The 18,402-nt window shown below is 70.9% G+C and carries 18 protein-coding genes; 9 read left to right on the top strand and 9 right to left on the bottom strand.

Features of this window, described 5'->3' with window-relative positions:
- Positions 1-48 precede the first annotated feature (48 nt).
- The 3 genes from ACFV3I_RS03445 to ACFV3I_RS03435 all read right to left on the bottom strand — a co-directional run bounded on the left by ACFV3I_RS03445 (position 49) and on the right by ACFV3I_RS03435 (position 3,999).
- Positions 49-2,997: an AAA family ATPase gene (locus ACFV3I_RS03445; protein WP_378822376.1), complete on the bottom strand. Its 2,949-nt coding sequence runs from the start codon at positions 2,995-2,997 to the stop codon at positions 49-51.
- Complete coding sequence (locus ACFV3I_RS03440) at positions 2,994-3,224, bottom strand: hypothetical protein (protein ID WP_136045203.1); 231 nt, start codon at positions 3,222-3,224, stop codon at positions 2,994-2,996. The genes ACFV3I_RS03445 and ACFV3I_RS03440 overlap by 4 nt, the downstream gene beginning before the upstream one ends.
- A 163-nt stretch (positions 3,225-3,387) precedes the next feature.
- On the bottom strand, positions 3,388-3,999 hold the full coding sequence (locus tag ACFV3I_RS03435) for a TetR/AcrR family transcriptional regulator (RefSeq protein ID WP_378822375.1): 612 nt from the start codon (positions 3,997-3,999) through the stop codon (positions 3,388-3,390).
- Positions 4,000-4,093: 94 nt separating this feature from the next.
- Between ACFV3I_RS03435 and ACFV3I_RS03430 the strand changes: the two genes are divergently transcribed.
- Together ACFV3I_RS03430 and ACFV3I_RS03425 are read left to right on the top strand one after the other, a co-directional pair.
- A complete protein-coding gene (locus tag ACFV3I_RS03430; protein ID WP_378822374.1) occupies positions 4,094-4,735 on the top strand; it encodes a hypothetical protein in 642 nt (213 codons plus the stop codon).
- A gap of 21 nt (positions 4,736-4,756) precedes the next feature.
- A complete protein-coding gene (locus ACFV3I_RS03425) occupies positions 4,757-6,364 on the top strand; it encodes an alpha/beta hydrolase (RefSeq protein WP_378822373.1) in 1,608 nt (535 codons plus the stop codon).
- Between the two features lie 68 nt (positions 6,365-6,432).
- Here ACFV3I_RS03425 and ACFV3I_RS03420 read toward each other — a convergent pair whose 3' ends face one another.
- Complete coding sequence (locus tag ACFV3I_RS03420) at positions 6,433-7,377, bottom strand: alpha/beta hydrolase family protein (protein WP_378822371.1); 945 nt, start codon at positions 7,375-7,377, stop codon at positions 6,433-6,435.
- A gap of 123 nt (positions 7,378-7,500) precedes the next feature.
- Here ACFV3I_RS03420 and ACFV3I_RS03415 point away from each other — a divergent pair, with 123 nt between their 5' ends.
- Positions 7,501-8,100, top strand: a complete 600-nt coding sequence (locus ACFV3I_RS03415) for a TetR/AcrR family transcriptional regulator (RefSeq protein ID WP_378822370.1) — start codon at positions 7,501-7,503, stop codon at positions 8,098-8,100.
- A 20-nt stretch (positions 8,101-8,120) separates the two neighbouring features.
- Here the strand turns inward: ACFV3I_RS03415 and ACFV3I_RS03410 are convergent, their stop codons facing one another.
- From ACFV3I_RS03410 to ACFV3I_RS03400, 3 genes are all read right to left on the bottom strand, one after another.
- Complete coding sequence (locus tag ACFV3I_RS03410) at positions 8,121-9,170, bottom strand: DUF998 domain-containing protein (protein ID WP_378822369.1); 1,050 nt, start codon at positions 9,168-9,170, stop codon at positions 8,121-8,123.
- Between the two features lie 142 nt (positions 9,171-9,312).
- The gene (locus ACFV3I_RS03405; RefSeq protein WP_136036678.1) at positions 9,313-9,768 is read right to left on the bottom strand and encodes an SRPBCC family protein; all 456 of its coding nucleotides are present in this window, start codon (positions 9,766-9,768) and stop codon (positions 9,313-9,315) included.
- Positions 9,769-9,870: 102 nt separating this feature from the next.
- Entirely contained in the window at positions 9,871-10,827 is a 957-nt protein-coding gene (locus ACFV3I_RS03400; RefSeq protein ID WP_136036679.1) for a manganese catalase family protein, read from the bottom strand.
- Between the two features lie 135 nt (positions 10,828-10,962).
- Here ACFV3I_RS03400 and ACFV3I_RS03395 point away from each other — a divergent pair, with 135 nt between their 5' ends.
- The 6 genes from ACFV3I_RS03395 to ACFV3I_RS03370 all read left to right on the top strand — a co-directional run bounded on the left by ACFV3I_RS03395 (position 10,963) and on the right by ACFV3I_RS03370 (position 16,888).
- On the top strand, positions 10,963-12,000 hold the full coding sequence (locus tag ACFV3I_RS03395; RefSeq protein ID WP_136032684.1) for an aromatic acid exporter family protein: 1,038 nt from the start codon (positions 10,963-10,965) through the stop codon (positions 11,998-12,000).
- A gap of 19 nt (positions 12,001-12,019) precedes the next feature.
- Positions 12,020-12,688 carry a DNA alkylation repair protein gene (locus ACFV3I_RS03390; RefSeq protein ID WP_378822368.1) on the top strand — a complete coding sequence of 223 codons (669 nt, stop codon included), beginning with the start codon at positions 12,020-12,022 and terminating at the stop codon, positions 12,686-12,688.
- A 140-nt stretch (positions 12,689-12,828) separates the two neighbouring features.
- Positions 12,829-13,200 (top strand): hypothetical protein, encoded by a 372-nt coding sequence (locus ACFV3I_RS03385; protein ID WP_136045494.1) that lies wholly within the window; start codon positions 12,829-12,831, stop codon positions 13,198-13,200.
- Positions 13,201-13,298: 98 nt separating this feature from the next.
- Entirely contained in the window at positions 13,299-13,835 is a 537-nt protein-coding gene (locus ACFV3I_RS03380) for an ATP/GTP-binding protein (RefSeq protein ID WP_136036682.1), read from the top strand.
- A complete protein-coding gene (locus ACFV3I_RS03375; RefSeq protein ID WP_136036683.1) occupies positions 13,835-14,329 on the top strand; it encodes a roadblock/LC7 domain-containing protein in 495 nt (164 codons plus the stop codon). Before ACFV3I_RS03380 ends, ACFV3I_RS03375 begins: the two co-directional genes overlap by 1 nt.
- Before the next feature lie 24 nt (positions 14,330-14,353).
- Positions 14,354-16,888: a DEAD/DEAH box helicase gene (locus ACFV3I_RS03370; protein ID WP_378803245.1), complete on the top strand. Its 2,535-nt coding sequence runs from the start codon at positions 14,354-14,356 to the stop codon at positions 16,886-16,888.
- 22 nt (positions 16,889-16,910) lie between these two features.
- On the opposite strand, the gene ACFV3I_RS03365 is transcribed toward ACFV3I_RS03370, so the two are convergent.
- Together ACFV3I_RS03365 and ACFV3I_RS03360 are read right to left on the bottom strand one after the other, a co-directional pair.
- The gene (locus tag ACFV3I_RS03365; RefSeq protein ID WP_136036685.1) at positions 16,911-17,300 is read right to left on the bottom strand and encodes a VOC family protein; all 390 of its coding nucleotides are present in this window, start codon (positions 17,298-17,300) and stop codon (positions 16,911-16,913) included.
- Between the two features lie 67 nt (positions 17,301-17,367).
- Positions 17,368-18,393, bottom strand: a complete 1,026-nt coding sequence (locus ACFV3I_RS03360) for a LacI family DNA-binding transcriptional regulator (RefSeq protein WP_205814383.1) — start codon at positions 18,391-18,393, stop codon at positions 17,368-17,370.
- Between the last annotated feature and the right edge of the window lie 9 nt (positions 18,394-18,402).

Below are 18,402 nucleotides of genomic sequence, written 5' to 3'. Positions count from 1 at the left end.
CGCTGACGCGGCCTGCACCGCACCGGAAGATCCGACACGCGTGCTCGGTCACGCTACCACGGCGGACCTGCCCGACGTCGGGTCGAGGGCCTGCCGCGTGAGCGCCGCCTCCGTGCGCGTGCTGACCCCGAGCTTGCGCAGCACCGCCGACACGTGCACGCTCACCGTCTTCACGCTGATGAACAGGCGCTCCCCGATCTGACGGTTGCTGAGCCCCTCCGCGATGAGGTCGAGCACCTGCTGCTCCCTGGCGGTCAGCAGTTCCGCGTCGGCGGGCGCTGCTCCGGCACGCAGGCCCGCGGCGTCGGCGAATCGTGCGATGGCGGCCCGCAGCGGGGCATGGTCCCACTCCTCCGCGAGCGCGGCGGCCTCGGCGACCACGGCGGAGGCGGCCGCGCGCTCGCCGTCTCGCACGTGCACCTGCGCGCGCTCCAGGCGGAGCACCGCGCGGAAGGTCACCGGCACGTCGTCGCCGTCAGCGCGGCGCAGCGCCTCCTCCACCTTCTCCGGTCGCGGGTCGAGCAGGGCATCGAGAATCAGCCCCCAGGCGTCGTGCTGCAGCTGGTCGGGCTGCGCCAGCCAGGCGTCGCGGATCGTGGCCGAGGCCGCCTCGACGTCGGCCCCCCGGGACCGCAGCTCCGCGATGATCGCCCCGCCCTCCAGCAGCAGCCGACGCTGATGCAGCAGCGCCGGCTTCTCGTCGTGCACCATCGCGAGGATCGCGTCGAGCGCACCCGTGAGGTCGCCCTCGCTCTGCGCCACCGCGACCGTCATCGTCACGAGGTCGTACCAGATCTGGCGCTCAGAGCCGCCGGTCTCCTCGAACGCCGGCCGCCACTCGCGCAGCATCTCCGCCGCCTCGGTCGACCGGCCGCGCCACGCCAGCACCCGCACGCGCGTCATGCTCATGTACATGCGGAACACCCGCAGCGTGCCCTGCACGAAGTCGCGCGACAGCATCTCCTCGACGCGGTCGATCTCGCCGAGCTCGAGCAGCGGGACGATCATGTTCTGCGCCATGATCGTGCCCGACGTGCGCTCGACACGCAGCTCCCGCGCGCGGCGCAGCCCGGCTTCGGCCACCGCGACCGCCTCCCGGTACCGGCCGAGCAGCGTCAACAGGTCGGAGTAGTTCACGCGGTAGCGCATCTCGGCGGTCGAGCCGTCTGCCAGCGCCCTCGCCCGTTCGAACTCCCGCACGCCCGCCTCGACGGCGCCGAGGTGCGCCAGTGAGCCGCCGCGCATGTTCGCTGCGATCGACTGCTGGTCGCGCGACCCCGCGGCCGCGGCCCGGCGCTCGGCCTCGTCGGCGAGCCGGATCGCATCCTCCCGGTCGCCCGCGATCATCAGGCGACCGGCGAGCTGGTTGAGCAGCTCGGCGCGGAACGCCTCATCGGGCACGTGCTCCTCTGCGATGGCCAGCGCCTCGCGGAGCAGCGGCACGGCCCCGAGCCGCCCCAGGTTCACCAGGAACAGCGCCTTGTTGCGCAGAAGACGGGCGTGCAGTCGCGGGTCGACCGTCGTCGCATCGACCTCGGCGAGCGCGACGTTGGCCACCGCGAGAGCGCGCTCCCCGTCGCCCGCGTTGCGCAGCACCGACCCGAGCACGTGCAGCAGTTCCAGGCGCCCGAACCCCGTCGCGGCGGCGGCGTCCGGCACGAGCGGCCACAGCTCGAGCACGAGCTCGCCGAAGCGCGCAGCACTCGCGAAGGCATACTGCGCCTTGGCCTGCCGCATGGCCTCGGCGGCGGCCGTGATCGCGCGACGGTCGTCTTGCGCGAGCTGCCAGTGATACGCGAGCGCGGCGGCATCGCCCCGGTCGGCGGCCCCCTCGCTCTGCTCCTCCAGCGCCTCGGCGTAGGCGCGGTGCAGGCGGGCGCGCTCCCCCGGGAGCAGATCGTCGTGCACGGCCTCGCGCAGCAGGGCGTGCCGGAACCGGTAGTCGTCGTCTTCCACCACGATGATGCCGCTGCGGGCGGCCTCGCGCAGGGCCTCGTCGAGACGCTCCTCGGGCAGCCCGGCCAGGCGCGTGACGAGCGGGTGGCTCAGGGGACGCTCGGCGCCGGAGATGACCCGCACCACACGCCCTGCGTCGTCGCCGAGACGGTCGAAGCGTGCCAGCAGCAGGTCGCGCAGGCTGTCCGGCAGCGGGCCCTGGGAGCACCCGGCGATCTCCTCCACGAAGAACGGCACGCCCTCGGCGCGCACCTGCAGCCGCTCGAGCGCGGACGGCGACGGCGCGCGCCCGGTGATCTGCTCGACCAGCTCGCGGACGGCCTCGTCTTCCAGACGCGACACCGTCAGCCGCTCCAGCAGCCGCGCCCTCGTGGCCTCGCCGATGAAACGGCTCACCGCGTCGCCGCGACGCACGTCGTCGGTGCGGCAGGTGATGAGCAGCAGGATGCGACCGCGGTTCCACGCCCGCAGCAGGAACGACAGGATGGCCAGGGTCGAGTCGTCGGCCCAGTGCAGGTCTTCCACCACGAGCACCTGCGGCGACTCCTCCGCCGCGGCCTCGACCAGTGACGCCACGGCGTCGCGCAGACGCTCCGGGCTCGTGCGCTCGCGGTCGGCGGGGGCGTCGACGAGCTCGGGCAGCAGCATCCCGAGCGCCTCGATGCCCACGCCGACGACCGCTCGCACGCGCTCGACGCCCATCCGCGCCACGATCGACCGGAGGATGCCGGTGAGAGGGCCGAACGGCATGCGCGACGCGCCCAGGTCGAGGCACCATCCGACATGCACGTCGGCGGCGTTCGCGACCTCGGCGCCGAACTCGCGCGCCAGGCGGGACTTGCCGATCCCGGCCTCGCCCTCCACCAGCACGGCCGCGGGCACGCCGTCGCGCGCTCCGTCGAACAGACGGCGCACCTCGGCGAGCTCGGCGTCTCGCCCGACCATTGCGGCGCTGGGGGCTGGGGCCATGCCTCCATCGTCCCACCCACCGCCGACATCGGGGTCGCGGTGCGGGAACGGCAGCAGGACCGCGTCGGTCACCGGGCGACCGCGGGCTCGCACGGTCGGCACTCGCGCTCCGCGACAGCCGTGCGCGAGACGACCCCGCGCTGCACGAGGCGACGCAGCAGCCGCCGCACGGGCCCGTCCGCCCGCGGCACGATTTGGTCCGCGTGCTCGATCAGGCGGCGGCGCTGCTCGACGGCCGTCGCGATGCGCTCCTGCTCGTGAGCGGTCACCTGCTGGGTCAGATAGGGGTGCTCGAACATGATCTCTCCTCGGCGGTTCGGTGTATCCCTACACTCCGCTCTGAGGCCCCACCGCCACATCGGACGGATGCCCTATCTTCCGCGCGCCCCGGCGAGACACCCGCCTAGGGAGTGGCGACGACGGAGGCGGTCCGCGCGACGGGCATGCCGTCGAAGCGAGAACTCATGCGGCGGGCGGCCCGCTCATGACCGCGTGGACGGCGAGACGCAGGGTCTCCTTCTCGGCATCGACGCGCACCGTCTCGGAGGGCAGCGCGCGTTCAGTCGCGATGCCCGACGTCACGGTGGCGAGGAACCGCGCGCGCTCCTCGATCCCACCCGCAGCGATCGCACCCTCGTCGACCAGGGTCCTCAGCCACTGCTCGATGCGGTGGCGCCCCATCCGTTCGAGCGCGAGGTAGGTCGCGGCTTGGTCCTCGGAGGGAGGCGTGGCGACGTACGCCTCGTAGAGCGCTCCCCACTGCTGCCTGGCGCGTTCGCCCACGCCCACGTGGGAAAGAAGCAACTGCAGGCACGCGGTCAGGCGCTCTTCGGGCGTGAGGGAGCGATCGTCGATGGGGTCGTCGGGAATCTCCAGGTCGTACATCCCCGCGACCACCGTCTCGATGAGCTCCCGCCGGGTGGGGAAGAAGTGCCGCAGCGAGCCGGTGCTCACCTGGGCACGCGCGGCCACGCCCCGCACGCTCAGTCGAGCCGTGGGGTTCTCGCCGAGCATCGTCGCCGCCGCGATGAGGATCTTCGAGCGGGTCCCCGGCTCCTTCGATTCAGCGCCCATGCCCGCCTTCCGCAAACCATCGATCTATCACAGTGTGATAGCTTAGCCCCTCGTTCACTAGCACGCTGTACTAATCGAGACGAGGACCGCGACGATGGGAATCGCGAACTGGCGCAACCGCCGCGTCCGCCACGGGTCAGGAGAACCACTGCGGCGGTACCGCTGGTGGCAGATGTTCAGCCGATCGCTGCGCTCGATCACCCTGGCGTCACCGGACGGCACGGCATCCATCTACACCGTCGACGTGCGCCACGGGGGTGACATGAGCGACGGGGAGGTCCGCGCCCGCCTCTACGTCGACGGCGCACTCCGGTCGTACGCGAAGATGCCCACCCGCTTCGCGGTGCCCGGCGGCCACATCGAGGTCGCGATCACCGGCTTCGGGCTCAAGCGCTGCCACTACGTGCGCGCAGACGGCACCGAAGAACAGCTGTCACCCGATCCGCGATCGGCCGAGGGGCGCCGCGCCCGCCTGCACCACCGGCATCCCCGGGCGAGCCGTGCGATCGGCCTCATCTCCCTCACCCTCGTCGTCGTCGGACTCTGCGTCGAGGTTCCCCAGATCATCGAGGCTCTTTCGCAGATACCGCTGATCGCCGCATCGGTGGGCACCTTCACGTCCCCCTTCCAGCTCCCCCTGCACATCAATCTGCTCATCGGGCTCGCGGCCGTCGCCGGCAGCACGGAGCGGGCCCTGCGGATGCGATCGAGCTGGATCGATGAACTCGCCAGTTGAGACCCCACGAAAGGAAACACCATGAGGAACCGCTCGCCGATCCGCAGCCGACGGAGGAACGATCATCGACGGCGATGGGTGGCACCGGTCGCCGCTGTCACCGCGGTCGCATCGCTGCTGCTGGCCGGCTGCACCGCCGCGACGCAGGACGACCGGGACGCCGCGCCCGAATCGGAAGCCGTGCAGGACTCGGACCTCGAGCGGTACAGGGGGCAGGAGCTCGACTTCGGGGCCTGTGACCCCGCGCTCGTGAGGTCGCAACCCGCCGTCCCTCAGGTCATCGATGCGGCGGAGAGCGCCGAGTGCGCGATGCTCACGGTGCCCCTGGATTACGGGGACCCCGCGGGTGAGACCATCGAGTTGGCGGTGGCCCGCATCGCAGCCACCGGCGAGGACCGCATCGGCTCGGTCGTGCTGAATCCCGGCGGACCAGGCGCGGCGGCGACGACGTTCGCCCCTCTGGTGGCCGCCCTGTGGTCGGGCGGGCCCCTCACCGACCGCTTCGACATCGTGGGCTTCGACACCCGGGGGGTCGGCCTCAGCCGCCCCGCCGTCGATTGCTACACCGACGACGAGCGAGACGCCGACGCTCCCCTCGCGGCACTCGGAGAGTGGACGGACGATTCCGCCCGCGAGATCGTCGAGAAGTGCGCCGATGGCACGGGCCGAGGCGACGTGCTCGCGCACCTCGGAACCCGCGATACCGCTCGCGACATGGACATCCTCCGAGCCGCGCTCGGCGACGAGAAGCTCACCTTCGCGGGTGTGAGCTACGGCACGCGCCTCGGAGCGGTCTATGCCGAGATGTTCCCGCAGAACGTCCGCGCCCTCGTCCTCGACGGCGCGGTCGACCCGCTCAAGAACACCCGGGAGCGTCGGATCCACCTCAGCGAGGGGCTGCAGGCGTCCTTCCAGCGCTTCGCCGACTTCTGTGCGGCCCAGGCCGATTGCCCTCTGGGCGCCGATCCCGCACGGGCGACGAGCGAGGCGCAGCGGCTCCTGCGGCCGCTTGTCGATGAACCGCTGATCGCCGCCGACGGCCGCGAGGTCGGCTTCCTCGCCGCCGGCGAAGGCATCGTCGCCGGGCTGTACTCCGAGGCGAGTTGGCCCGCGATCGCGGCAGGGCTGGCGGAGCTGAAGGCAGGTCGGCCGGATGCCCTGCTCGCGCTGCGCGACGGGTCATACGGCCGCTCCGAGAGCGGCGAGTACACGAACTCGTACGAGGCGCTCTTCGCGATCAACTGCCTGGACGAAGAACGCTTCACCGCCGAGGAGATGGCGAGGCTCGGCGAAGACCTCAACGATGCCGTACCGTTCCTCGACCCGGGGACCGCTCCCCCCACCCAGGACGGCTGCGAGTACTGGCCGTCCGAACCGACACTCGGCTACCCCTACGCGACGGACATCGGCGGGCTTCCCGAGGTGCTCGTGGTGTCGGCCACGGGAGATCCGGTGACCCCTCACGACGGAGGCATCAGCCTCGCCGACACCCTCGGCGCCCGACTGCTCACCGTCGACGGCAACCAGCACGGCACCATCGTCTCCCGCAACGAGTGCATCGACGAGATCGTCGCCGACTACCTCGTCGACCTCGAACTCCCCGAGGACGGAGCGCGCTGCGCGCTGTGATCTCCTCCCTGGCGACGCCTGGTCCCTCGCCTGCTGCTCGTGCACGGCGAGGGACACGGGCACACCTCTCACTTGCTGTCGATGTGACCGATCGGATGGCCGCCCTCCGTGAACGCGGCGCGAGCAGCGGGCCAGCTGGTGTCGTCGACGTGCAGAGCGGTCCGCAGGTAGGCGGTGCTCATCCGCTGGATGACGGCGACCCGCTCGGGGTGCTCGTCGGTGGTCTCGGCGACGTCGTACCCCACGATGCCGCCAAGGGAGTGCTCGGCACCGTGGAGCGTGAGGAGATCCGTCGCACCGGGGCTGTGCGTATAGGCATCGGTGAACCAGTCCGGTCCGCGGCTGGACATGGCGGACTGGTCGTGATCTCCGGCGACGACGAGGGTCGGCGTGCGAAGCTCCGCGAAGGACGGACGCATGAAGGGGAAGTTCGTCCGTGCGAAAGGGTGAAGGTGGTCGCCGCCGACACCGGTCGCCGCGAACAGGATGCCTGCGGTGACGCGTCCGTCGGACATGTCGTCGCCGACCGTGCCCGAGTCGTCGAGGATCCGCGCCCCGAGCACGGACTGCGCGGTCTGTCCGCCCCAGGAATGACCGGTCGCGGCGACGCGCGTGCGATCGATGCGGCCGGAGAGACCGGGAACGGCGGCCTCGATGGTGTCGAGCTGGTCGAGGATGCGAGTGAGATCCGTGATCCGTTCGGTCCAGATCGTGGGGAACACCGGGTGATCGAACCCGAACCCGTTGCGGCGCGAATCCAGATGCGTCGGCTGGATCACGACGAACCCGCGGGAGGCCCAGAACGCGGTGAGCGGCGCATACCCATCGAGGTTCCAGCCGTTGCCGTGGGAGAACAGCACGACGGGAAGGTTCGATCCCGTCGCGGGAGCGGACACCCGCACGTCGAGGGGAACCGCTCGGCCGGGCGCGGACAACGCCACGGGAGCGACGGAGACGACCGCGCGTCCGGCACCGATGATGCCGTCCAGCGTGTCGACGATGGATGAGGTCACGGCGAGTTCCTTTCCGAGGGGTGCAGCGCTCTGCGATAGTGGATATCGGAGCGCTGTTCCGCAACATTACGGAACAATGCTCCGTAATGCAAGCGAGCGCCGTCGAGGGAACCGGAGCAGGACATGAGCGAGGTCGAGAGCGAGCCGTCGCACGATGCGCGGCCGCAGCGAGCGGGTCGCCCGCGCCGGAGCGAGCAGGCTCTGCTCGAGGCGGCGGCAGCAGTGTTCGTGACGTCCGGCGTCGATGCTCCGGTCCGAGAGATCGCAGCGAAGGCGGGAGTCGGCGTCGGGACGATCTATCGTCACTTTCCGACGCGTTCCGAGCTGGTGGTCGCGGTGTACCGGCACCAGGTCGAAGCGTGCGCCGACGCCGGTCCCCGCCTTCTTGCGGAGAGCGCGACTCCCGAAGCCGCCTTGCGGGCGTGGGTGGCCCTGTTCGTGGAGTTCCTGGTCACCAAGCATGGCCTGCCCGGCGCACTGCAGGGCGACAGCGCCGGATCCGACGCCCTGCACACCTCCTTCGTCGACCGTCTCGTCCCGGTGTGCGCCTCGCTCCTGGAGGCAGCGCGCGGGTCCGCGGGGGGGACGCCCCCGATCGATGCGTACACCGTGCTCCGAGGCATCGGGAACCTCTGCATCGGCGCGACCGGCGACGCGCGGTACCGGGCTTCCGACCTGGTGCAACTGCTCATCTCCGGCGTGCTCGCACCCGAAGCTCGCTGACCCCCCTCGTCGAGCCGGCGTCAGCCCGCGCGCAGCGGCGAGCGCCGGGCCGAGGGACGCGACGCCTCCGGCACCAGGATCGCCAGCACGCGCACGAGCGTCGTCAGCCACAGCAGCCCCAGCCCGACCACGATCGCCTCGAGCGCCGTGACCGCGTACAGCCCGAACGGCAGCCACAGCACGACCGCCACCACCACGAGCACGCCCACCGCGATCGACGTCGCCACGAGCGCCGTCGGTCGCCCCGGTACCGCGACCGTGGTCAGTGCCGCGGCGGCCAGGAACAGCACGAGCGCCGCGAAGGCCGCGATGTCGTGCGGCAGGGGTGCCCGGTACAGGGGCAGCAGCCCCACGGCGGCGAGCGCCGCACCAGCGGCCGCCCACAGGCCCACGATCACGGCGATGCGCGGCAGGGCGTCGTCGCCCTGCAGGCGGTGCAGGTCACGGCCGATGTACGCGCCGACCGTGGCGACGAGCAGCCCGGCGACCACGAGCGTGCCGTTGAACGCCCACCCCACGCCGAGCTGCGAGAAGTTCTCCTCCCACCACCGCGGGTCGACCGCCGTCACCATCGCGAACAGCGTGCCGATCACCAGGAAGCCGAACAGGAGCCCGGCGAGGTCGGCCGTGCGCAGCCCGACCCCGGCCCCGAACGCGAACCGGCCGCCCACGGCCGCCGCGACCCCGGCGAGCAGACCGCCGCCCACCGCCCCGAGCTCGAGCCCGCGCAGCCCGACGGCCAGCACCTCCGCTGTGAGCAGCACGCCCATCACGGTCACGGCGCCGAACGCGAGCGTGAGTGCGCCTGCCGAGAGGTGCGACACGACCACCTGCCAGCGCGGCATCCCGGTGGTCTCGCCGCGACGGTGTCGCAGTGTGCTCACCGCGAAGGCCCCCGCGGCGATCACCCCGGCGACCACGGCGACCGGCATCGCCAGACCCGTCTCGCCGGTCAGCGGCCTGGACGCCCCGCGCAGCACGACGAGTCCCGCGCCGACGCCGAGCACGAAGCACACGGCGGTCGCCGCGACCGCTGCAGCCTCGGCGCGCAGCCTCCGGTCCCTCTCCATGCGCTCATGCAAGCACGGGGCGCCGACGTGCGCACCCCCGACTCCGCGCACGGCGGACACGCGACGAGGCCCGGAACCCCGCGTGCTGCGGTGCTCCGGGCCTCGTCGATCTCCGGTCGCTCGCCCTCCGGTCGCCTGCGGATCAGGCGTCGACGTCGCCGCGCCAGGCGCCCGTCTCGACGCCGCGCCCCTCGATGAACTCCTTGAAGTTCTTGAGGTCCTTCTTCACGGCGTGCGAGCCGGCGCCGACGAGCGCGCCCACCTTCTCCAGCAGCCCCTCCGGCTCCCAGTCGAGCTGCACCGTGACGCGGGTCGACGTGTCGTCGAGCTTGTGGAAGGTCACCACGCCCGCGTGCTCGGTCTCGCCGCCGACGCTGTTCCAGGCGACGCGCTCATCCGGGTGCTGCTCGGTGATCTCGGCGTCGAACTCGCGCTCCGCTCCACCCACGTTCACCTTCCAGTGCGTGTGCGTGTCGTCGGTCTGCGTGATGGACACGACCTCGTCGAGGAACTTCGGGAAGCTCTCGAACTGCGTCCACTGGTTGTATGCCGTGCGGACGGGAACGTCGACGTCGATGGTCTCGATGATCTGCACCATGGGATGCTCCTCTGCTGTTCGTCGTTCGTGTGCTTCCATTCAGGCGTCACGAGCCGGTATCGGCCACGGGGTTGACATCGCGGCGCCGATCGACGACGGTCCTCAGCTCGACGTCATCCGGCCGAAGGTCGCGTCGATGTCGGCCATCTCCATCTCGGCGGTGGCCTGGATGAGCGCCTGCAGCTCCGCGTCCGCACCCGGCGCGAACTCCTCGGGGCGCTCCGGCGCGATGACCGACGGCACGCCCTCCGGTGCCTGCTGGTCGGCGATCAGCTCGGTGCCGTCGCCCGACGGCGACATCCCCTGGAAGATGCGCCCGGCCTCGGAGCGGTCGTCCAGGTCGAACGAGTACTGCTTGCTCTGCAGACCGAGGTCGAGCAGCCGCTTCACCTCGGGGAAGCTCTCGGCGTTCGTCTTGGGGATCGGCAGGCTCGTGCGCCAGTTCACCCCCAGGGTCTCGAGCGCCTTCGCATAGGCGTTCTCGTGCGCCTGGTCGCGCACGATGAGGTACGAGATCGTGGAGCGCGCCGTCTTGTTCGCCGTCATCTCGTACAGGCGGCACTTCTGCAGCCTGCCGGTCGACTCGAGCATGAGGTTGTAGAGCAGGTCGAGCACGAGGTTGCCGGAGTTGTACACGTAGCTGCCCATCCACGGGTTCCCCGCCGCGTCCACCGGCAGGGCGCCCTGCGCGCCGACCAGGTAGTGGTGGATGTTGCTGTGGTCGAGCGCGATCTCGAGCGGCACCGCGCCGCCGGCTCCCGGTGCATCTACCGGGGCGTCCTTCTTGCCCTGATACGCCGGAGAGCCGTCGAGCAGCCGGGAGATGGTCGTGCCGATCAGCTCGACGTGGCTGATCTCCTCTGTGCCGATGCCCTGGATGAGGTCGCGATACGGCTTGCCGGCGGGACCACGGAAGTTGATGCTCTGGAACAGGTACTGCATCATCGTGCGCATCTCGCCGAACTGGCCGCCCAGACCCTCCTGCAGCGCGTTGGCCGCCGCGGGGTCCGGTTCGTCGACCTCGATGTCGTTGATGAGCTGCTGCAGGTGGAAGTACATGTCGGCCTCCTCGCCGGGTCGCTTGTCGCTGGGGTGGCCCACTCTCCGCCTGGCCGGCGGATCGGTCACCCCGATGGACGGGTCCGCAGTCGGCGCGTATCATCCCGCGCCCGCGGGCGCACTAGCGTGGAGGCCATGCGCATCCCCGCCGCGATCCGCGCCTCCCAGCGGTCACCGCTGCTGCAGGTCGTGAAGTCGGCCGCGGCCACGATCGCGGCCTGGCTGATCGCGGGCTGGGCCTTCCCGGGGCAGCTGCCCGTGTTCGCGGCGATCGCGGCCCTGCTGGTGGTGCAGCCGAGCGTCAACCAGTCGCTGTCCAAGGCGCTGGAGCGCAGCATCGGCGTGATCGTGGGGGTGGTGATCGCCGTCGCGCTGGGGCTCCTCCTCGGCTCACCGAGCTGGATCGTGCTGCTCGCGATCGTGGTGGCGATGCTCGTCGCCTGGATCTTCCGGGCCTCGCCGGGCACCGGCAACCAGGTGGCGATCTCGGCGATGCTCGTGCTGGCCCTGGGGTCGTCGAGCCCGGAGTATGCGATCGCCCGCATCGCCGAGACGCTGATCGGCGTGGTGATCGGCATCGTGGTGAACGCCCTGATCGTGCCGCCCGTGCTGGTCGAGCCGGCACGGCGCGACGTCGGACTCCTCGGGCGCGAGCTCGCGGCGAGCCTGGACCGCCTCGCCGATGCCCTCCCCGAGCCGCAGACCCCCGCGCGACTCCAGGAGCTGATGCTCGAGGTGCGGCTGCTCCGCCCGATGAAAGACGCTGCCGAGGCCGCGATCGCCGCCGGGGAGGAGTCGCTCACCCTCAACCCGCGCCGCTCGACCCACCGGGCCGACCTGGCGGAACTGCGGCAGCTGCTCGACCGCCTGTCCCCCATCGTCACGCAGACCATCGGGATGACCCGCGCCTACTTCGACCACTACGACGACCGCCTCGGCGAGGAGCCGGCGGTGGCCGCGATCGCGGAGCAGCTGCGCCGGGCCGGGCACGACGTGCGGCTCGCAGTGCAGTCGTCCGCCCCGGCGCCCGAGCCCGAGGCGCTGACCTCGGCGATCCCGGCCCTCACGGCGCCGCTGGTGGTCCGTCCGCCGTCGTCGCAGCACTGGATCCTCGTCGGGTCGCTCATGGAGGACCTGCGGCGGATCCGCGGGGAGCTGCTCGACGAGGAGTGACCGCGCGTACCCTGTGAGCATGGCCGGTATGACCGTGGACGCCGCCGTGGCCGAGCTCGCGGCGCTCGAAGATCCGAAGCAGCGCGCGGCGAACGAGAAGCGCGGCGACGACCACGGCATCAACCTCAGCCGGATGCGCGCCCTGGCCAAGCGGATCGGGACCGACCAGGCGCTCGCGACCGCGCTGTGGGCGACCGGCGACACCGCCGCCCGGCTCTTGGCGATCCTGATCTGCCGGCCGCGGGACTTCACCGCCGACGAGCTGGACGCCCTGCTGCGCGACACGCGTCCGCCGAAGGTCAACGACTGGTTCGTGAACTACGTCGTGAAGAAGTCGCCGCTCACGGAGGAGCTCCGCAGCCGCTGGTTCGACGACCCGGATCCCACCGTGGCCGCGGCCGCCTGGTCGCTCACGACCGTGCGCGTCGCGAAAGACCCCGACGGGCTCGATCTCGACGCGCTGCTCGACCGCATCGAGCGCGACCTCGCCGACGCGCCGCCGCGCTTGCAGTGGGCGATGAACGAGACGCTCGCGACGATCGGCATCTTCCACCGGGAGCACCGCGCCAGGGCCATCGACATCGGCGAGCGCCTGCGGGTGCTGGCGGACTACCCCACCGCTCCCGGCTGCACCTCGCCGTTCGCTCCGCTGTGGATCGCCGAGATCGTGCGGCGCCGCGAGGGCTGACGCTCGGGCGCGGCGTGGCGGGACCCGGTTCGCGCAGTGGCGGGTAACGTTATACACTTTTCTGATCGCGTGCACTCTGGGGGTGACCGCACTGGGCGGTCTCTGGTGCGCGCGGTGAAAACCACACACTGGGGAGAACCATGGCCACGCAGGATGAGCTGAACCAGCTGATCGACGACATCGCCCACGACATCAACGGCTTCATCGGCGCGTCGATCGTCGACCTGGAGTCGGGGCTGCCGATCACGTCGAGCTCGACCCGACCGGACTTCGATCTCGATGTCGCGAGCGCCTTCAACGCCGAGATCGTGAAGAACAAGAACCGCACCATCGAGGCGCTCGGGCTCGACGCCCACCTGGAGGACATGCTGCTCACGCTCGACACGCAGCTGCACCTCCTCAAGCTCATCGACGGCGGCATGTTCCTGTACATCGCGGCCGATCGGCAGGCGACGAACCTGGCGATGCTGCGCTCGTCGGTGAACCGCCACGTCACGGCGCTCGCCGCTTGACCGAGGAGGCCGTCGGGAGCGGCCTCGGAAGCTCGCGGCCACGCAGGGCACACTCCTCGGAGAAGCCACTGAGGCGCTCTCGTTGGCGACGAGCAGACATGCCGACCCGATATCGCATGATCTTCGCGGGGCCCGTCGGCGCCGGCAAGACCACCGCGGTGCGCGCTCTGAGCGACGTGCCGCCGGTCGACACCGACGTGCCGATGAGCGCCACCGCGGCCCAGGGCGAGGACAAGACGACGACCACGGTCGGGCTCGACTTCGGCACGTGGCGGCCGACACCCGAGGTCTCTGTCGCGCTCATCGGCGTACCGGGGCAGCGCCGGTTCGCCGCAGCACGACCGAACGTGTCGCTGCCCGGCACCCGCATCCTGCTCTGGGTGCGGGGCGATCAGCCCACCATGACCTCCGACACGGCGGAGTGGTTGCGACTGTTCCCCGCCGAGCTGCATCGGCTGATCATCGTCGTCAGCCACAGCGACCACCGATCGATCGGCTCGATCCGTCGGGCTCTCGCCGACGTGCTGCAGCAGTACGCGGTGCCACCCTCGCGCGTGCTCGCGGCCGACGCCCGCGACCGCGACAGCGTGATGCGCGTCGCCAGCGCTGCGCTCGACCTTCCGGAGGAGAACTGATGAGACCACACGGTGACGCGGAGGCCGCTCCGCACGACCCGTCACGCATGCACCCCGACATCGCCGGCAACTGGGCGCTCTGGTCGGGCATCGTGAACCAGTCCGCCATCACCCGGCTGGAGCAGCTGAAGAGCCGCTTCCCCGAGCTGACCTCGGCCGTCCTCGGCACCGCCGACGGCCTGCACATCGCGTCGATCGGACTCGACCCGCAGTCGGGCGAGCACCTCGCGGCCATGAACGGTTCGCTGTTCGGCGTGGCCCGCGCCGAGGCGGAGATCATCTCGGGCGGTACCGAACCCACGCTGTCCGCGATCGTCTCGCTGTCGGTGGAAGACAGCCAGATGGCGCTGCTGAGCTTCATCCTCGCGCCATACGGGCAGCTGCTGCTGTCGGTGTCGGCCGCGGAATCGCAGCTCGGCGCGGTCATCGTGCACGCGCGGTCCACGGCCTACGAGCTGCTGACCGCACTCGGCGTGACGGGAACGGGAGTCTGATGCAGATGCGATGATCGAGGGACCATGACTTCACCGCCGCGGCTCGAGCCCGCCACCGTTCCCGACGCGGCCGATCCGGACGCCGTGTACCTGACGTTCGTCGAGTGGGTGGAGTCGACGGGCATCCGGCTCTACCCCGCCCAGGACGAGGCGCTCATCGAGATCGTCTCGGGGAACAACCTGATCCTGTCGACCCCGACCGGTACCGGGAAGTCGCTGGTGGCGGTGGGGGCGCACTTCGCCGCGCTCGTCGGCGACCGTCGGAGCTTCTACACGGCGCCGATCAAGGCGCTCGTGAGCGAGAAGTTCTTCGCCCTGGTCGACGTGTTCGGCGCCGAGAACGTCGGCATGATCACGGGTGACTCCTCGGTCAACGCGGACGCTCCCATCATCTGCTGCACCGCCGAGATCCTCGCCAACCTCGCCCTGCGGCACGGCAGCGACGCCGACGTGGGGCTGGTCGTGATGGATGAGTTCCACTTCTACGCCGACCCGGAGCGCGGGTGGGCGTGGCAGGTGCCGTTGCTGGAGCTGCCGCAGGCGCAGTTCGTGCTCATGTCGGCGACCCTCGGCGACGTGACCGCGCTCGCTGCCGACCTGACCCGACGCACGGGCAGGGAGACCGCGACGGTCACGGGTGTCGAGCGCCCGGTGCCGCTGCACTTCTTCTACGAGACGACGCCCATCCACGAGACGATCGACGACCTGCTCGCCACCGGGCAGGCGCCGGTCTACATCGTGCACTTCTCGCAGTCGGCGGCCATGGAGCGCGCCCAGGCGCTGTCGAGCACGAAGGTCGCGTCGCGCGAGCAGCGCGACGAGATCGCGGCCCTGATCGCCGAGTTCCGCTTCACCACGGCGTTCGGCAAGACGCTGTCGCGGTTCCTGCGCGCCGGGATCGGCGTGCATCACGCGGGCATGCTCCCGAAGTACCGCCGCCTGGTCGAGCAGCTCGCCCAGCGCGGACTATTGCGGGTGATCTGCGGCACCGACACGCTGGGGGTCGGCATCAACGTGCCCATCCGCACGGTGCTGCTGACGGCGCTGACGAAGTTCGACGGCACGCGGATGCGGCAGCTCAACGCGCGCGAGTTCCACCAGATCGCCGGGCGGGCGGGGCGGGCGGGTTTCGACACCGCGGGCACCGTCGTGGCCCAGGCCCCGGAGCACGAGACCGAGAACCTCGCCGCAATCCGCAAGGCCGGAGACGACCCGAAGAAGAAGCGGAAGATCATCCGCAAGAAGGCGCCCGACGGGTTCGTGTCGTGGGGCGAGCCGTCGTTCCGCAAGCTCATCGACGCGACACCCGAGACGCTGACCTCGCACATGCAGATCACCAGCGCCATGATGCTCAACGTGATCGCGCGCGGCGGCGACGTGTTCGCCCACATGCGCCGCCTGGTCTACGACAACCACGAGACCCGCGTCCGACAGCGGGAGCTGGCGCTCCGGGCGATCGGCATCTTCCGCACGCTGCGGGAGTCGGGAGTCGTGCAGCGCACCGCCGACGGCGACATCCGCCTCACGGTCGACCTGCCGCCGAACTTCGCCCTCAACCAGCCCCTGTCGCCGTTCGCCCTCGCCGCGTTCGACCTGCTCGACCCCGACCCGTCCGCGGGGACCGGCACGGGCTCGTACGCGCTCGACATGATCTCGATCGTGGAGTCGACGCTCGACGACCCGCGCGCCGTGCTCAGCCAGCAGGAGTTCCTCGCCCGCGGCGAGGCGGTCGCGGCGATGAAGGCGGAGGGGATCGAGTACGACGAGCGGATGGAGCTGCTGGAGCAGATCACCTACCCGCGCCCGCTCGACGAGCTGCTGGACGCCGCGTTCGAGACGTTCAGCGCCGCGCAGCCGTGGATCCGCGACTTCTCCCTCCGCCCCAAGTCGGTCGTGCGCGACATGTACGAGCGGGCCATGTCGTTCGGGGAATACGTCGCGTTCTACAAGATCGCCCGGTCGGAGGGCGTGGTGCTGCGCTACCTGTCCGACGCCTACCGCGCGGCATCGCAGACGATCCCCGAGGAGCGCAAGGACGAGGACCTCCGCGACCTCATCGCGTGGCTGGGCGAGCTCGTGCGCCAGATCGACTCCAGCCTGCTCGACGAGTGGACCGAGCTCGCGACGGGCACCGACAACGGCCGCTTCGACCCGCACGCGCCGGACGAGCCGATCGTGCCGCCCGCCCCGAAGCGCCTCACCGCCAACACCCGGGCGTTCCGCATCCTGGTGCGCAACGAGCTGTTCCGTCGCGTGCAGCTGGCCGCGCGGGAGGACGTGGCGGCGCTCGCCGAGCTCGACCCCGGCTTCGGCGCCGACGCCTGGTCGAACGCGCTCGACGGCTACTTCGCCGAGCACGACGAGATCCTGACCGGTGCCGACGCCCGCAGCTCCCGGCTGCTGCTGCTCACCGAGGGCCCGACGGCCTGGACCGCGCGGCAGATCCTCGACGACCCCGCGGGCGACCACGACTGGGGCATCAGCGCCACGATCGACCTCGCCGCCTCAGACGAGGCCGGCGAGGCGGTCGTCACCGTGACCGCGGTCGACCGGCTCTGAGCCGGCGCGGGCCCGACGGGCGTCAGGCCTGCATCACCGCGAGCACGTTGCCCGCCGGGTCGCGGAACCACGCGATGTCGGGCCCGCGTCCGTCGCCGCGCACGATCCCGCGGTCGTCCGAGGGGAACACGTCGTCGGGGTAGATCTTCGTCTCGACCCCCTTGGCACGCAGCTCGTCGACCGCGGCATCCACATCCGCCACCGGGAAGTTCAGGATCGTGAAGCTCGCCGGCTCGTGGTTCGGTTTGTCGTACACGAGGATGCTGCCGCCGCTGGCGAGCCGCAGCTCGAGGAAGCCCATCGCATTCCGGGCGACCTCGAGCCCGAGGGTCTCGCCGTAGAACCGTTGCGCCGCGTCGAGGTCGTCGACACTGAAACCGCTGAACGCATCCTGCACCGTGAACGCCGTCATGTTCCCAGGATCCGCCGTCGTAGGACCCCTGTCGACCCCCTTCACGACGCAGCCCGCACCAGTCGCGTCACGAGATCGACGTGACCGAATCCCGTTCGACGATGCGGATGTGCGAGCCGAGCGTGACATCGCGCGGCGGCCCCCCGCGCAACTGCTGCACCAGCTCGTCGACCGCAGCGGTTCCGAGCTCTTGCAGTGGGAGTTCCAGGGTCGTCAGCGCCGGCGTCAGGTACGCCGCCATCGGCAGGTCGTCGTACGACAGCAGAGACACCTCGTGCGGAACCCGGCGCCCCAGGACCTGCAGGGATTTCAGGGCTCCGATCGACTGCGGCAGCGTGCCGGCGTAGATCGCGGTGATGTCGGGCCGCTCGCGCAGGATCTCCTCGACGGCGGCGTACCCGCCCGCCTCCGAGAAGTCGGCGTGGACCACGTGCGGTATCGGCGCATGCGACCGAGCGGCGGCCTCCAGGAACCCCCGTTCCCTGTCCCGTGCCGGGCTCAGCCCGCCGGGGCCCGAGATGTGCGCGACCGCGCGGTGGCCCAGGCCATGCAGGTACTCGTACGCGACCCGGCTCGCGAGTTCCAGGTCCACGGTGACATTGCGTCCGGAGTCCGGCACGGTGCGGTTGACGAACACGTGGGGGATCGCAGCGAGGCGGCCCGACTCGATGAGCGGGTGATCCTGTCGGGCACTCGCGATGAGCAGGCCATCCACGCGACCGGCGTCCACCAGGTCGGTGAAGTCGGCCCGCGCATCGGTCTCCTCATTGTCCTCGGCCAACAGCACCACGTAGCCGAGATCGTGCGCGCGCTGATAGGCGCCGCGGGCGATGCGGGCGTAGACGGGGTTCGTCAGGTCAGGGATCAGCAGCGACAGCGCACCGGTGGTCGATGCGGCGAGCGCTCGCGCCCCGGCGTGCGGAGAGTACTGCAGGCGCTCGGCAGCGTCGAGCACGCGCGCGCGGGTGCTGGGCCGCACATTCAGCGTCTCGTCACGGCTGAGGATCCGGGAGGCGACGGATTTGGTCACGCCGGCGAGTTCGGCGACGTCGATCAGACGGACTCGCCCGCGAGCTGGGGGTGAATCGGGCACGCGTCATCT

Source organism: Microbacterium sp. NPDC059771 (genome assembly GCF_042732495.1).
GTDB classification, from domain to species: domain Bacteria; phylum Actinomycetota; class Actinomycetes; order Actinomycetales; family Microbacteriaceae; genus Microbacterium; species Microbacterium sufflavum.
This window is presented reverse-complemented; position numbering and strand designations above follow the sequence as displayed.